The following is a 15,248-nucleotide window of genomic DNA, read 5'->3' on the forward strand; positions in this document are numbered from 1 at the left end:
AGTTTAATTTACAAGATTTTTTGCTATTTTTTCAATAATTCTTTTGCGCTCTGGCTGATTAACATAAGAATCAAGAAATTTTTTCTCGTTAATATTTCTGCAAAGATAAGATAGCAATAACTTAGCGTTAGTCAAATTCTCGGTTCCTTTCTGATAAACACCTCTTGTGAGATACTCTTCTCCAAGATAGAACACTAGCTGCCAAGTAACTTCAGAAATTGGCATATTCTCTAACAAGCTGAGTCCACTTGTATAAAAATCGATTGCGGTTTGACTTAAATCGACACCGGGTCTTTTTGTTAACTTTCCCATTATAAATAGAGATTCTGCATGCAGCAATTTATTTTTCAAAAAAGTCTCATTAATCGTTAGTCCATTGTAGGTTCTGATTGCCTCTTCATATTTTCCAAGAAAAAGGTAAATTTCCATTAATTGCAGAGAACATTTAAAATCATAATAATTAATTGAATTTTCCTTAAACAATTCACGGGCTAATTCAAATTTAATTTCAGCATCACCATATTCTTTTTGATTTGTTTTTATTGAAGCTGATAAAAATAGCATGTAGGGCATTTGAGAGGGTTGCAGTTTATTTAACTCAACTAAATTCTCCAGTTCCGAGTAAATACTTTCTGCAATCTCAGTTTGATTAAAAATTAAATAGAGCCTGCCCAGGTAAAATAGCGATTGCGCCAATCCCTCATTATCGTTTAGTCTTTTGCAATACTCTTTTGATTCATTAAGACATTCAAATGCTAGAGTGTAATTACACATCGAAAGAGCAGTTTCAGAAATATTGAATAGCACTAATCCTTTTCCCATCGAATCTCCGATTATCTCAAATATTTCTTTAGCTTCTCTGTAATATTTCAAGGCTTCATCATATTCAAATTCATCATAAGCAGAAATGCCCATATTATTTAAAATTTTTGCTTTTTGGGCTAAATCTCCATAACTCTCATTGATCTCCATTGATCTATACCAATATTTAAATGCTTCTTTTCGCTCCCCTTTGATATTATGAACATTGCCCAGATTCATGTTTAATTGGGATAATTTTACTTTGTCTCCTTTGGTCTCATAAATGGTTAACGCTTTTCCAAACTCCCTTGCTGCAATTTCATAATTGCCCTCCATAAAATTGGCAATACCCAGATTATTTAAAACCGATGCCTTCAATGGATCATTAAGAAATTCATTATATTCATTCAAAATATTTTCGCACTGCTTGCCAACCAAAGTATAATTCCCAAGTGTGGTGTTAATGTTGATTTGTTCAATCTCCACCTTCAGTTTATCCTCAACTGTTAATGCGAGGTTATATACATCATCAAAAATGTTTAAGGATTTATCTGACTCGCCAAGACGGTAATAGATTGAAGCAAGCCAAAGAGTGAATTGGAATTTATCGTTGTTATTTAATACATTTTTATTGAGAAGACTCTCAATCAATTTTGAGGTTTTATTAAACTGAGAAAGGTGGTAGTAACAACGTACGTAATTCTTTTCAAGTAGAAATTGTTCTTCTTCTGAAAGTAAATTTTTTGATGCTTTATCTAGAATTTCTTCCATTAACGAAAATGCTTCAAGTTTCTCGGCTGAGAGAGCGGCTTCTGTATAAAACTTATAAGCTTCTGATTTATTTCCAGCCAACTCATGTTGGCCTGCGATTAAATCAGGTGTGTAGTTCAGGCTTCTAAAAACTTCGGCAGCTTTAAGATGAAAAGAATTTCTATCTGTAAAAGTACTGTATAGGTAACTCCGAAAACTTTTTATTGGAATAAACAACGTACGCGCTTCAATTTCATATTTTACCCATCCCAAAGATGCCAGTTGTCCGCTTGTGTTTTTCAGCTCCTCACTACTCCAGCCAATAATCAATGCCAAATCATCTATGGAAATTGGAAATGGAAAACATGAAAGATACGTAAGAATTTCTTTCTCGTTTTTTGAAAGATTTTCGAATCGAGTTCGGTGAATATGGACGATATCTTCTCTTATTGATGACTCGTTAACTAATTCAGCGTGGAATTGGAAGTTTCTATGATCAATTGTTATAATTTTGTTCTGTAATAAGTAATCCAAAAAATCTTTTACCGAACTTGGAAGGCAATCAACATATTCCAAAATCATCTCAGCTACTTCATTGTAAGGAAATCCCCACTTGAAATAAGCTCTCAGAAGTTGGAGGACCTGCTCTCGATCAAGAGGGCTTAAAACAATCGTCTCAAAATTCACCAATGATTTTACGAAATCATCATTAAGTTGAGAAGTAGTCAATGTTAGTATAGTTTTCACTCCATAACCATTAAGCGCAGGAACTATATATCGCAGAAATTCTTTGGATATTTTATCGAGGTTTTGAAAGTCATCAATTAATAAAACAAACGGTTCACACTCGGCATAATCGATTAATGCTTCTGCTAAATCTATACGGAATGATTCGGGCTTAAGTAAACTCCCCCGTTCAGGATCGAACAATGATTCCATTTTTGCAAGTGAGACCAAAACTGCCTGTGCGTTTTCTTCATTTGCGTGACTGCTTCGAAGATGTTCCTTTATCATCTGAATTAAATTGAGCCAATAATCATATGCTCGAAATGACTGCTGCGGATTACTAACCAGATAAACAGAATGGTTATTATCAATTAGCGTTTGTTCAATTTTTTCTATCAATAGAGATTTACCAGTCCCCTCCTCACCGAAAATTAAATAACCGTTAAACTGGCTATTTTTCCCTTCTCGAATATAGTTATGTATTTCCTCAACTTCTTCTTCTCGAGTAGAGAGTACTTTCGGGAAAAACCAAGTATTCTCAAATTGAATGGGTAAGTCGGTTTCCAGTTCTGTAATAATTTCTAGACTGTTTGAATAGCGCTCCTCAGGATTTTTTCTCATTAATTTGGAAATAACTTCCTGAAGTGAACTGGGAACAAATGCCGGTAATGGTTCTGGTTCTGCAGATAAATGTAATTTTAATAAATCAACCTGATCATCTGCTTCAAACGGGGGCTTACCAGCAAATAAATGATATAACGTCGCTCCAAGTGAGTATAAATCCGACCTGTGATCAGAAATTTCACCCTTAATGATTTCCGGAGAAACATAAGCTGGAGTTCCGCGAAGCCTTGCTTCACCCTCGGCACCAAATCCGAAATCGATTAGCTTTATATTGCTGATTTGTCCGGAATGAGATTTTTGTATAAGGATGTTTTCCGGTTTTATATCGTAATGGATTAATCCCGATTGATGGATGTAATAAAGTGTCGAACAAATTTGAAATAATACCTTTTTGAATATTTCAAAATCTTGGATAGACGAATCAGCAGAATGCTTAATAGTTTCGATTAAATTTTGCCCATCAATAAATTCTGCAGTGTAAAAGTATGTATCAATTAAGTCAGTGTCATCGGATTCGTAAACTTTTGCGATATCAAACACTCTAACAACGTTCGGATGTCTAAACCGTTTTAATATCCTAAATTCATTAATTAAAGACTTTATTTCATTCTGTGATATTTTCTCTTTTGAAATCGCTTTGAGTGCAACGAATTCATTCACCCTTGATAAGTCTTGGACGAGAAACACATTTCCGCGTCCTTCCCCCAATTTTTTTATAATTTTATATCGGGAATTAAGAATCATTTTATAAGGTATAAATATTATTAATTGACTGGAATTTAAATTTCATCCTACTAAAAAATAAGTCTGAATTACTCCACTTGCAAGCAAATTAATAGACCTAGTACAAAGCGGTAGTTAACTATTAACAGTTGAAATTTTTAATTGCTTTTTACTTTGAGAATTGATTTAAAATATAGAGAATTATCCAGCGGTCATTCTTCTAATTTGATTGTAATAATCTGCCGATTTTTTAACCAATGGAAGTGTTCTATCAAGAAGATTCTTATTCTTATAAATTTCAATCAAATGAAGATTTCCCTCCGATTCATTGAATGTATTGTCAAAATCTCTATTAAGTCTTACGCAACTTTCGAAGAACTCTTCAGATAAATTAAAATCATTCATATTTTGATTGATTAATCCCTTTATCCTATATACCTCAGCAATTGAAAGCTTATCATTTATTTTGTATGCGATTTCCATTGCCTTATGTGTGAAAGCATCCGCAATTTCTGTAGCCCCAAGATGATTTTTAATCCAAGCTTTTCCTAAATAAGCTATTGCACAATTAGAGAGATAACCAAAATCAAGCGAGACGTTAAGACAAATGTCGAAAGCCGCGATTGCTTCTTCAAATTTACATGTGCGCAGATGAAGCATTCCGATGTTATGATTTATACGAGCAACCCTTCTCATATCTTGTTTAGCTTCAAACTTCTCCAGGCCGCTCATTAAGTAATTCAATGCTTTTTCATTTTCATCAATCATAGTGTATAGAATTCCGAGGTTTACTTCAAACGCAGCTTCTAATTCTGAATTTCGAGTTTCCTTTAGCAAGGCCAATCCCCTTTCAAAATGATGGCTTGCCTGCTTAATTTTTCCCTGCTCGCCGAAAATTGTGCCAAACATATTTTCACATTTTGCACAGCCTGATTTATCATTAAGCTCATTGAATATTTCATAAGCCATATCAGTATTTTGAGTGCTTTCTTTCCAGTAAGCTTGAGACCAGTCAATTTTCGCAGATATTAAATATGCTTCTGCGGTTAACTTGCAATTGGCTTCATCAAACTTTGTTGAATCCAAAACTTCCTCGGCTAATTCGCGGGCAAAATTCAATTCGCCGTTGTAAATCATTAGTTCACTGAATTTTAAGAGTAGATTAAAGTATTTTATTTCACTTAGTTGTTTTTTTGCAGAGGTGGTAATTAAGTCGAGCAGAATTCTCTGTTCAGCTCCATTTGGTATATTTGCGGAGATTTGTTTACGATCAGATTCGGATAAGGTCTCAGAAAAGTTCGGGGCGATTTTGTCTCTTACGCTATCGTATAGATTATTCAATGTAGTGGAATCAAAATACTCTTTCAGTAGTTGGTTTAGTTCTGCTGAAAGTATGTTAGTAATACTCATAATTAAAAATCAGTATTGTTAAAAGTTAATTCTATTATCGAGCAATTTTTGAAGTTCTTTAATTTTTCCAACGGCTTCGATTTTCCTGTAATACTGCAGTGCCTGATTAAGGTAGTTATCTTCCTCAGTTTTTTTGTTAAGGGTCCCATAAAGCTTTGCAAGTTCGAATGAAGTTTCGGCTAAATTTAAATCGTCTCTGAATTTTTCATTCAGACGCAAACTGGATTGCAGATAGTTTTCTGAATCATTAAAGTTTTTTCGAAGTCTTGCAATCATCCCCTTAATTTTATAAACCTCGGCGAGTGATTGCTTATCACTCAATCCATAGCAGATATCATAGCTTTTAGTGGCGAATGCGTCAGCAAGGTCATATTCATTCATTCTAAAATATGCCGTGGCTTTGCATAAATATGATATTCCCATCATCGGCTGTAATCCAGCTTCAATGGAAACTTTAATACTTTCATCGAATTCTTTTAATGCATTTTCAAATTTCGATTGTTCAAGAAACATCATCCCGAGATTGTGTCTTACCTCGGCAATTCGATTTAGACTGCCAACTTCGCTCAATCTGCTGAGTGAACTTTGAAAATATTGCTCTGCTTTATTAAAACTTCCTTTAATATTATTGATTATACCGAGATTCATTTCAATTTGAGCCGTTAATTCTACTTCTGTGGTTCTATCGACTAACTTATGACTGTTTTCAAAATGTTTTTCGGCTTCATCGAGTTTTCCCTGATTGGCGCAAATCGTTCCAAGTAAGTTCTCACATTTAGTTATTCCTGTTTTCTCGCCTAATGTCCTGAATAAGTTCCTAGCATCCACTATGTTTCTTTCTGAATTCTCCCAATGAGCACTTTTAGTACCGAGCCGAGCAATAAAGAACAATGATTCTGCTTTAAATAAGTTATTTTCATTTTCTCGAGCAACCTTCAAAAAAATCTCTTCAGACAGATTCATTTTTCCGTGTGAAATACATAGTTGACCGATCTTTAACAGAAAATCATAGAATTTATCTTCAGGGAAATTCTTCTCAGCCAGAGTAATAATTTTATCAATTTCGACACGATCATCCGCTGGAGTAAACTCAACATTTAATTGTTCTTCATCAAATAGTGAAAACTTCCCTTTGAAATCTATATTAGTTGCCCATGTTGTTACTTTGTCAAACCGATATCTAGAGATTTCATTCTGACTGATGTAGTCTGATAGGAGAGTATTAATTTCTTCAATGAAAAAGTTCGGTAAAGAACTCATTACATATTCCCTTAATTCACAAATCCAAACCGTGAAAAATGCGGAAGGTATGCATTAATAACCTGAAGAAGACCTTTATCTACATCGATTTTTATTTTATCTACAGAAATATATTCATAGGTACCATCTTCAGCCATATAAACGAATCTTACATCGCGTGGATCAACTCCCTTTAAATCTAATCCCTCAAATTTTACATTATAAATTGCAGGTTTATTGAATCCTCCATGAGGTTCAAACACAGCTGAGCCGTATTCTGGCTGAATCGTCATGCTTATCAGACGAATATCATCAAAACTGTTGGGCTCAAAAGTCAAACGAGATTCAAATTTAACATTACGAAGTGGACCGCCTGTGTATGAATTTTTTAACTCAAGTTCCCCGCCAATTTTTCCGTTGATTGCCCTAGTAGCGGTGTAAAATATTTTTTCAAAATATATCCCATCCGGTGTTTGGACTTCAAGTAGGGGAAGCGAAATCCATTTTCTCCCATCAGGACCTTGATTGGATACTGGATTGGAAAAATCCACCACATCGCCGCAACTAATTATCCCAAAAGTTACTATGACGAATAAGACAAATTTTATTTTCTGATAGACCATTTTCTCACCTAAATTTTCACTAATCACTATTGTCGGATTTTTCAACCAATTTTTAACTTATTCTAGTTTACAAATCCAAATCTTGAAAAGTGCGGCAATTGAGCTTCTTCAACTTTTAGAATTCCCTTTCCGATATCGACTTTAATTTTATCGAATGGAATAAACTCATAGGTGCCATCTTCTGCCATATAAACAAATCGGACTTTTTTCGGATCAATACCGCGTAAATCCAACCCTTCAAATTTTGCATCGTACTCAGCTGGTTTTGCAAATGTACCATGAGGTTGAAATACTGCGGAACCAAATTCTGGTTGAACAGTCATACTAATTAATCGTTCACCCTCAAAACTTTTATCTTTGAATTCCAGCTTCAATTCGACTTTTACTTTTCCAAATGGTCCGCCTGGATATTCATTCTTCAGTTCAAGTTTACCGCCATCTTTTCCATTGATATTTTTTGATACGGTAAAGTAAATTTTTTGCAAGGATATTCCATCGGGTGTCTGTTGTTCATGAAGCGGCATCGAAATCCAATTAATCCCATCGATGTTGTTTGAACCGACTGGATTTGAATATTCTGATACATCTCCGCATCCGGTTAAAAAGATCATTATCACGGAGATAAGGACTGACAATTTGATATTTCTTGTGACTTTCATTTTCACACCCTCAATAAATTCTTGCATTTTTTTTAATACAGTACTCATTATTTACTTGAGCCCCCTTTTTTATTTGAGAAGGCATATCGGGAAAAATGATTAAGCTCTGCTGAGTTTACTTCAATCCGCCCTTGAGAGACATTGACGATAATTCCGTTGTTTTTTACTAATTCCACTTTACCGTTGGGATAGATATAATAAAAGTCAACTGTTTTATTTACATCAATACCCCTTCGAGCTAAATTTACACCCGTAAAGCTTAGACTCAATTTAAGAGGTTTAATGAATTCAGACTTTGGTGAGAAAGTAATAGATAGATCTTTATCGTTGGAAGTTATTGAAATATTTTTTGTACCAGAATAGGCTCCTTCAGGTACAGTCAAGCTTGCAGTAACTGTCACATCTTCTCCATAAGGATTAACATAATTCTTTGTCATTGCAAGACTTCCACCGAGTTCACCATTTATCTCAGCTTTTGCGGATTGAGTATGAGTATTAGTTCCAGGTTTTTCTATGTCATTCGAATCATTTAATTGAGGATTACTCGAAAAATCTTTCACTTCTGAACAGCTCATAAGAAAACATATGCTAGGCAAAGAGCACCGATTTGTATGATTTTATTTTTCACAATTTTTCCTACGTTTTTTTGTTGAATTCTCAAAATATCTTTTATCTTCTCTGATAAGTTCAATAACCATACCAAAAAAAATCACTAAATAATTAAAAAAACTGCCCTGTGTATGGGTATAAATTGCCCAATATTACACAAGATTGTAATTGTTACTTTTTAATTGCTGGCTATAAAATAATGTTTGATTAATGCTTTGTTGGATTCAAGCGGCTTATCATTCCCTCGGCAAGAAGGTTGAAAGATAAGACTGAAATAACAATCGCTAAGCCGCCAAATGTGGTCAACCACCAAGCTGACGAGATAAAGTCGTAACCGCTTTTGATTATACTTCCCCACGTTGGAGTTGGCGGCTGAACACCCAAACCTAAAAAACTAAGTGCAGATTCGGCCATGATTACATTTCCAAATTGCAAAACCAAAGCAACTATGAGTGGCGAGATAGTATTCGGAAGAATGTGTTTAGTTAAAATTTTATAATTAGTTTGTCCAGTTAACTTAAGACTTTCAATAAATTCTTTTTTCTTGCAGGAAATAGTTTCCGCCCGGGCAAGCCGTGCAATCGACATCCATCCTCCAAGTCCAAGTGCAAGAATCAAAAGAAATAATGAGTTGCCGAACATTGCAATTAGAAAAACAATTAAAAAAAGTATTGGAACAGAGAAGAAAAAATCAACAATCCGCATGAGAATTGTATCTAAAACTCCACCGTAAAATCCAGCAGAATATCCGATCAAACCGCCTAGTAATAATGAAACCAAAACGGAAAGCAGACCGATCATTAGGGACATCCGGGTGCTGTAAATCAATCTGCTAAATACATCTCGCCCGAAATCATCCGAACCGAGGTAAAATATTTTTTCATTAATTATCAACCCGGTACCGTCAATTTTGAAATGTGATATTGGCTCGGTGTATTTTCTGAATCCTTGAAGGTAGATAAGTTGGTCTCCAGAAATATTAAATGAAGTTATGAACAGTTTTGATTCATCTTGGATTTGATGCATCACATTTTTCTTTAAATTTTGGATTGATGTTAATTTGTTCGCAGAATTATTCTCAATGGTTCTTTCGACATAATGAATTTTTGAACCCGGTGGGAGAAGTTTTGTGACAATAATATCTTTGTAATAATTTGGCTCATGTGTTGAAATAATCGGACTGTTGATCGCAGTAAATATGAGCGCAGCAATTAGAAAAGAACCTAATAGTATTTGAAAGGAAAGACGTTCGGACCAATTAAAAAATTTCCACAAAATTGGGACTCGAGTTCCTGGGACATAGAAGTATAACAATCCCAATACAGACATCATTAAAAAAATTGAAGTAACGACAACCGCAAAGAGAAAGTCCAAAGTATGAACATCCAATTCACGCTTGAAACTTCCAAAATCACTAAACAATTCCAAAATGAACAAGCCGACAAGGTGAAAACCGGAAATAAGTTCTGCGATGTTCCAAATAGAAAAAAGAATTATAAGCGAAAAAAAGCTACGAAGGAGTATTCGGTTTTTCCTGAGATTATTTTTCATCTATCCAATCGTCTCGAATGAAACTCTGGCGTCCAATTTTGCATGAAGCATATCTGCGATGAAATTCCCTGTAATCACCAAAAATCCGGAGATTAAAGTGCAACCTATAACCAAAGGATAATCACGGGAGAAAATTGCATCAACTGTCAACCTTCCCAAACCAGGCAGAGAAAAAATCGTTTCAGTGATTAATGCCCCGCTGAGCAAAGAACCAATTTCAATTCCAAGCAGAGTGATTAAAGGCAGAAGAGAATTCGGCAAGGCATGAGAAAGTACAAGTTTTCGTTCACCCATTCCAGTGGATCTGAGTGCGGTTATAAATGGTTGGCTCAAAACATTAGAAAGACTTTCTCTAACGAAACGCGTAGTAAACGCTGCTGAAGTTATGGTGAGCGTTAGAACCGGCAAAAAAATGTGATGCAAAAAATCGAGAAACTGATTTACTGCAGAAAAATCTTCATATTCAGTCGAGTGTAAATGTGAAGTCGGGAATAAACCAAGCTTCACTGAGCCAAAATATATCAGAAAGAGTCCAATTAAGAAGGAAGGTGCACAATAGATGACGAGGGAACCAATGTTGATCGTATTGTCTAATTTGGAATTTGGATTTGCTCCAGCTAAAGTACCAAACAGAATTCCTAAAAACATTTGAAAGATCAATGCGAGTACAGCCAGAGTTAATGTCACAGGAAGTGCAGTTAGAATTACATCTATCACTGGCTTCCGAAAAGAAATAGAGTAACCTAAATCGCCTGCCGCAAGATTTCCAAACCATTTGAGAAACTGAACATGAACTGGCTGATCTAAACCAAACTGAACTTTAACTCTATCAGCAAGTTCGCTTCCAAGTTTTGGAGAATAGTATTGGTGCGTCGGATCGCCAGGCACAAGTCTGACTAAGAAAAATACAATCGTAATTAATGCTATAAGCATCACCGCAGAGGCAAAAATTCGTCTCAGAAATCTTCTTAAAAACATTAATCTATCTGTAAATTACTTCTCGCTAACTACAAACCATTCCCAAGCTCGATTTGTGAATGCAAGCGGATTCAACTGTAAATTTTTTAATCGGACATTGTAACCGACAAGATTATCAACCCAATAAAGAAAAGTAGTCGGCTGGTCGCGGTGAAGTATTTCCTGAAATCTAAAAAGAAGTTCACGCGTCGCTTCAATATCATTTGTTAATTTGAGCTTAGCGAATATTTCATCCACTTCTTTGTTTTGATAACTCGTAACATTGAAGAAATTTTTTTCGAGATCAGAGCTCCAGAATCCTTCAAAATCCAAATCCAATGGGATTGTCCAGCCCGCAATCCATGCATCATATTTTTTTGTGAACATATTTTCAAAAAACACCGATGGCTCAACCACTTCAATCTCTACTTCGATTCCGACAGCGAGCAAATTGATTTTAATAATTGTCGCAGCATATTCACGCTGCGGTTTGCCTGCAGGAATCATTAACTTAAATTTGAATGGGATCCCATTTTTATCTATTATTTTATCATCGTTTGAATCTTTCCATCCTGATTCTGAGAGTAATTGCTTGGCTTTATTTGGATTAAACTCATAAGGTAAAAGATCTGTATTTGCCTTAGTTTTAAAAATTGATGAAATGGGAGTAACAGCAATATTTCCAAACTCCCCAAAAAATCCTTCAAGCATTTCTTTACGGTTAATTGCATAAGTGAGTGCTTGACGGACTTTCGAATCTCCGAAGAGCTTGTGTGGAGTGATTTTCTTATTTCCACTGTTGACGAATTGCTCATGATCTATGCAATTCCAGCCGATGTAATCGTAATCTCGACCAGAAATTTTTTCTACATTTAACTTGTTAAAATCTTTTTTTATTGTTTGAGCATCTTCAGGACGAAGATTTTGTGCAAGGTCAATTTCTCCCGATTTAAGCTGATTGATACGATTATTATAATCAGGCAGGATTTTAAAAGTAAGTTTCTCCAAGTATGGAATCTTGATATAATTTACCGAATCATTCCTAACTAAGATTATTTGCTGCTGCTTATCCCACTTCTGAAATTTGAACGGTCCAATTCCAACTGGATTTTGGTTGACATCATTGACGAATAAATCTTTAAGCTTAATCTTTTCAAAAATGTGTTTGGGTAAAATCGGGAGCCCGGAAACAAACAACGGGTCATCCGCGCTTTGATTAAAATTGAACACAACTGTCGAATCATTTTCAACTTTCACCGCTTTTTCAATTTCAACTTTAGTCTTTCCTTCTGAAATAAAATAAGAAGTCATATCCTGCCTTACACTTCCTACTTCCGGATGAGTGTAAAGATAGTAAGAGAATTGAACGTCATCAGCTGTAAATTTATAACCATCGCTCCATCTTAGAGCTATATTCAAATGATACTTTACACTTCTATTGTCTGGACTGATTTCCCATGAGTTTGCGAGATTTGGAAGATACACAAGCTCCCCTTTTTCTAAATCAAATTCGGAATAATTCAGCGCTCCGAAAATCAAATCGTTGATTGTACCAGAGATTATATCCTGAGAAAAAAGCGGATTCAGGACATCCACGTCGCTCGAAATTCCTACAGTAACATTACCCCCAAATTGTGGTTCCATTGCTGTTTCTTTCGATGGATTTTGGGCGTCTTTACATGATGGAAGGATTATGAGAGAAAGAATTAATGCGTAAAGTGCTATGAGTTTTTGCATTTTAACCTGTCTCCTGCAGCTTATTGATTGGATATATTTCAATTTCAATTTAATATATTTATTTTAAGATTAAAAGGAATGCGAACCTCATCATATTTTTGAATGATCGAATCCAAACAACCAATATTGCAAGTTGATTCACTTAGTGTAAAGAAGTGCGATGATCAGACATCGACTACGAAGTACATAATTGACAATATTTCGTTTTCAATTCAACTGAGTGAATTCTTTACGATTCTTGGCGAAAATGGAAGCGGGAAATCAACTTTGGCGTACTCGCTGATTAAACTGTTAAAGCCATCCGCATTTGAGATAAGCGGTGAAATTATTATTAAGGGACAGAGGATTTTAGAACTTTCAGAGTCGAATTTAAATGTCATTCGAAAAAATGAAGTCAGTTATATATTTCAGAATCCTTATTCATCATTTGATCCAATACGCAGAATCGGGAATCAGTTGTTTAATTCTAAAAGCGGTTCTTCATCAGAGATAATGAGCGAACATTTCAATTCCTTAAAACTGAATTCAGATAACAACATTCTAAAAAAATTTCCGTTTCAACTCAGCGGTGGAATGCTTCAAAGAATTTCTGCTGTACGTGCAGTTCTCTCAAATCCAAAATTAATTATCGCCGATGAGCCAACATCTGCTCTCGATAAACCAATTTCAAATCTCTTCATGGAATATTTATTAACATATATGAAAAAATCCGGTGCCGCTGTTTTATTTATAACCCAAGATTTTGATCTTGCTGTGAAATACTCTTCGCGAATTGGTGTCTTAAAAGATGGAGTGCTGCATTCAATTCATAATCAAAATCAGTTTTTAAAAAGCCATAATGATGTTTACTTGGAAAAATTGATCAACTCATACAAATACATTTACAGAACCGAAAAATGATTTTACCTGAGATCAAACATATTCTAGAATTAAGGAATATTTCATACACGCCGCCAAAAGTGGATCTGAAGCAAAAAGAAAACACAGATAGTTTGATACTGAATAATATCAGCTTTGGAATTGAACATGGAGAAATTTTCGGGATTACTGGTGAATCTGGAAGCGGGAAAACGACTCTCGGACGAATCATTTGTGGATTAATTAATCAAACGTCAGGTGAAAAAGTTTTCTTTGGAGAAAAATTCTACGGGATTCATCCGGACAGATCAATTCAATTTTTATTTCAAAACTATTCGGCTTCGCACGATCCATCGCAAAAGAATCGAGATGCATTAAAGGAAGTCTTCGCACTGAAGCAACCTAATTCAAATTTTGATGAATTTGCTAAAAGGCTACTACACAAAGTCAAGCTAAATGAAAATGTTCTTGAATTGTTCCCTTATGAGTTAAGCGGTGGACAGCAGCAGAGACTCGCACTTGCAAAAATCCTCGCACTCAATCCGAAATTAATTATTCTTGATGAACCATTCGCTTCTCAGGATGTAACAGCTCAGCACGAACTAATCGACTTACTGCTAGATTTAAATCGCACAGAAAAGCTCACAATAATTTGCATTTCACATGATCTTTTTATCTTAAGAAAACTATGCTCAAGAATCATGATAATGAATCACGGGCAAATCGTAGAAATATTGCGAAGTGATGAACTGTTCACAAACCCAAAACGGGACTATACAAAACTTCTTGTGAGAAGCTTTGTATAAAATCTTAGCTTCAGAAAAATCTGACCTTTCAATATGATATTGATTCAGTTTTTTAATTTATCGATTCTTTTGGAAGATTTTTTCTAAGTTCTTCAATCTGATCTTTAAAATCTTCAAGTTTTTTGGTCAGTTCATTTTTCAGTTCTGTTTCTTCTTCTGAAATTTCATCGTCGCTGAATCCTTTGAATCCTTCAACCATGTCCGTAATCTTCCGATTAATTATATCAAGCGGATTTAATGGGGTGTATTGAGTATCTCCATTCGTAAGGAGCTTAACTTCTGAGTACTCATACATGACTTTGTGTTTATCACCAACTAATTTTTTCAATTTTTTGGCAAGATTTAATCCAGTTTCAAAAAATTTAGCATGGTTAGTTGGCTGAACATCGCCTTTCAAATAGTCATCGTAATCATCAGAGTCAACGCTTATCCATCCCCGTAGTTCATCAACTAATTCTTTTGGGAGATCCAGTAATTCAGGCTTGAGATCATTACCGAATTCATCGACTAACCCTGTTCCTCTATATCTAGACTTGATTGTTAAGATCATTTGTTACCTCGTAAAACTTAATTACTAAGTTCAATTTAAGAAGAGACTGGGCAAAATAAAATTTTATTTAAGTTTATTTTATGGAGTTTAAAATTAATTGATACTGGCTTGCCAACCGAAATAAAATGAAGGTTGTGGCAGGATCCGCAAAGCGGGACTTCACTCACTTCGTTCGTTCAGCTTACAAACAAGACTTCTCCGATTACCACTTAAAAGAATAGCCCTCTCCTCTGAGAGGGCTATTCTTTTTGTAGCGGGGGCAGTCCCGACTTTGTCGGGATTGAACCTGCGACTTTTATTTATAAACATTTATCTTTTAGAAACTTCTTACCATGACCACTTTTAAGCCACCTTTCTCTTTTCAACGCATCTTGTTTTGTTTCGAATTCTTCAAAGTATATTACTCGCCAATCATTGCCTCGCTTTGTCCAGAAAGATTTTACCTTTTCGTTATGTTCTTGCAAACGACGTTCTAAATCTTCTGTCATACCTGTATATCGATAACCCTCTCGACTTAGTATCACATAAACAAAGTATTTCATTGATCATTTTTCAACTTGTCCAGAAACAAAAAAAGGCTCTTTGACGAACCTTTTTTACTTGTAGCGGGGGCAGTCCCGACTTT

The 15,248-nt window shown here is 35.1% G+C and carries 13 protein-coding genes; 2 read left to right on the forward strand and 11 right to left on the reverse strand.

What is annotated here, in order from left to right:
• Positions 1-3: 3 nt before the first annotated feature.
• From FJ213_07040 to FJ213_07080, 9 genes are all read right to left on the reverse strand, one after another.
• Positions 4-3,645 carry a tetratricopeptide repeat protein gene (locus FJ213_07040; protein ID MBM4175912.1) on the reverse strand — a complete coding sequence of 1,214 codons (3,642 nt, stop codon included), beginning with the start codon at positions 3,643-3,645 and terminating at the stop codon, positions 4-6.
• Positions 3,646-3,825: 180 nt separating this feature from the next.
• A complete protein-coding gene (locus FJ213_07045) occupies positions 3,826-5,034 on the reverse strand; it encodes a hypothetical protein (protein MBM4175913.1) in 1,209 nt (402 codons plus the stop codon).
• Positions 5,035-5,052: 18 nt separating this feature from the next.
• Positions 5,053-6,294 carry a tetratricopeptide repeat protein gene (locus FJ213_07050; protein ID MBM4175914.1) on the reverse strand — a complete coding sequence of 414 codons (1,242 nt, stop codon included), beginning with the start codon at positions 6,292-6,294 and terminating at the stop codon, positions 5,053-5,055.
• Positions 6,295-6,305: 11 nt separating this feature from the next.
• Positions 6,306-6,896: a hypothetical protein gene (locus FJ213_07055; protein MBM4175915.1), complete on the reverse strand. Its 591-nt coding sequence runs from the start codon at positions 6,894-6,896 to the stop codon at positions 6,306-6,308.
• Positions 6,897-6,958: 62 nt separating this feature from the next.
• The gene (locus FJ213_07060; protein ID MBM4175916.1) at positions 6,959-7,555 is read right to left on the reverse strand and encodes a hypothetical protein; all 597 of its coding nucleotides are present in this window, start codon (positions 7,553-7,555) and stop codon (positions 6,959-6,961) included.
• Positions 7,556-7,602: 47 nt separating this feature from the next.
• Positions 7,603-8,130, reverse strand: coding sequence for a hypothetical protein (locus FJ213_07065; GenBank protein ID MBM4175917.1), 528 nt, complete (start codon positions 8,128-8,130; stop codon positions 7,603-7,605).
• A 241-nt stretch (positions 8,131-8,371) separates the two neighbouring features.
• Positions 8,372-9,715 (reverse strand): ABC transporter permease, encoded by a 1,344-nt coding sequence (locus tag FJ213_07070; protein ID MBM4175918.1) that lies wholly within the window; start codon positions 9,713-9,715, stop codon positions 8,372-8,374.
• The gene (locus tag FJ213_07075; protein MBM4175919.1) at positions 9,716-10,693 is read right to left on the reverse strand and encodes an ABC transporter permease; all 978 of its coding nucleotides are present in this window, start codon (positions 10,691-10,693) and stop codon (positions 9,716-9,718) included.
• Between the two features lie 15 nt (positions 10,694-10,708).
• A complete protein-coding gene (locus FJ213_07080) occupies positions 10,709-12,409 on the reverse strand; it encodes a hypothetical protein (GenBank protein MBM4175920.1) in 1,701 nt (566 codons plus the stop codon).
• A gap of 102 nt (positions 12,410-12,511) precedes the next feature.
• Between FJ213_07080 and FJ213_07085 the strand changes: the two genes are divergently transcribed.
• Positions 12,512-13,309 carry an ABC transporter ATP-binding protein gene (locus tag FJ213_07085; GenBank protein MBM4175921.1) on the forward strand — a complete coding sequence of 266 codons (798 nt, stop codon included), beginning with the start codon at positions 12,512-12,514 and terminating at the stop codon, positions 13,307-13,309.
• On the forward strand, positions 13,306-14,073 hold the full coding sequence (locus tag FJ213_07090) for an ATP-binding cassette domain-containing protein (GenBank protein ID MBM4175922.1): 768 nt from the start codon (positions 13,306-13,308) through the stop codon (positions 14,071-14,073). Before FJ213_07085 ends, FJ213_07090 begins: the two co-directional genes overlap by 4 nt.
• Positions 14,074-14,125: 52 nt before the next feature.
• On the opposite strand, the gene FJ213_07095 is transcribed toward FJ213_07090, so the two are convergent.
• Positions 14,126-14,623 (reverse strand): hypothetical protein, encoded by a 498-nt coding sequence (locus FJ213_07095; protein ID MBM4175923.1) that lies wholly within the window; start codon positions 14,621-14,623, stop codon positions 14,126-14,128.
• 299 nt (positions 14,624-14,922) lie between these two features.
• Entirely contained in the window at positions 14,923-15,165 is a 243-nt protein-coding gene (locus FJ213_07100) for a GIY-YIG nuclease family protein (GenBank protein MBM4175924.1), read from the reverse strand.
• Positions 15,166-15,248: the final 83 nt, after the last annotated feature.

The sequence above is a fragment of the Ignavibacteria bacterium genome, assembly GCA_016873845.1.
Taxonomy (GTDB): domain Bacteria; phylum Bacteroidota; class Ignavibacteria; order Ch128b; family Ch128b; genus JAHJVF01.

Coding starts and splice junctions, on each gene's coding strand:
- FJ213_07040 (MBM4175912.1), bottom strand. CDS start 3,645: ATGATTCTTAATTCCCGATATAAAATTATAAAAAAATTGGGGGAAGGA.
- FJ213_07045 (MBM4175913.1), bottom strand. CDS start 5,034: ATGAGTATTACTAACATACTTTCAGCAGAACTAAACCAACTACTGAAA.
- FJ213_07050 (MBM4175914.1), bottom strand. CDS start 6,294: ATGAGTTCTTTACCGAACTTTTTCATTGAAGAAATTAATACTCTCCTA.
- FJ213_07055 (MBM4175915.1), bottom strand. CDS start 6,896: ATGGTCTATCAGAAAATAAAATTTGTCTTATTCGTCATAGTAACTTTT.
- FJ213_07060 (MBM4175916.1), bottom strand. CDS start 7,555: ATGAAAGTCACAAGAAATATCAAATTGTCAGTCCTTATCTCCGTGATA.
- FJ213_07065 (MBM4175917.1), bottom strand. CDS start 8,130: ATGAGCTGTTCAGAAGTGAAAGATTTTTCGAGTAATCCTCAATTAAAT.
- FJ213_07070 (MBM4175918.1), bottom strand. CDS start 9,715: ATGAAAAATAATCTCAGGAAAAACCGAATACTCCTTCGTAGCTTTTTT.
- FJ213_07075 (MBM4175919.1), bottom strand. CDS start 10,693: ATGTTTTTAAGAAGATTTCTGAGACGAATTTTTGCCTCTGCGGTGATG.
- FJ213_07080 (MBM4175920.1), bottom strand. CDS start 12,409: ATGCAAAAACTCATAGCACTTTACGCATTAATTCTTTCTCTCATAATC.
- FJ213_07085 (MBM4175921.1), top strand. CDS start 12,512: ATGATCGAATCCAAACAACCAATATTGCAAGTTGATTCACTTAGTGTA.
- FJ213_07090 (MBM4175922.1), top strand. CDS start 13,306: ATGATTTTACCTGAGATCAAACATATTCTAGAATTAAGGAATATTTCA.
- FJ213_07095 (MBM4175923.1), bottom strand. CDS start 14,623: ATGATCTTAACAATCAAGTCTAGATATAGAGGAACAGGGTTAGTCGAT.
- FJ213_07100 (MBM4175924.1), bottom strand. CDS start 15,165: ATGAAATACTTTGTTTATGTGATACTAAGTCGAGAGGGTTATCGATAT.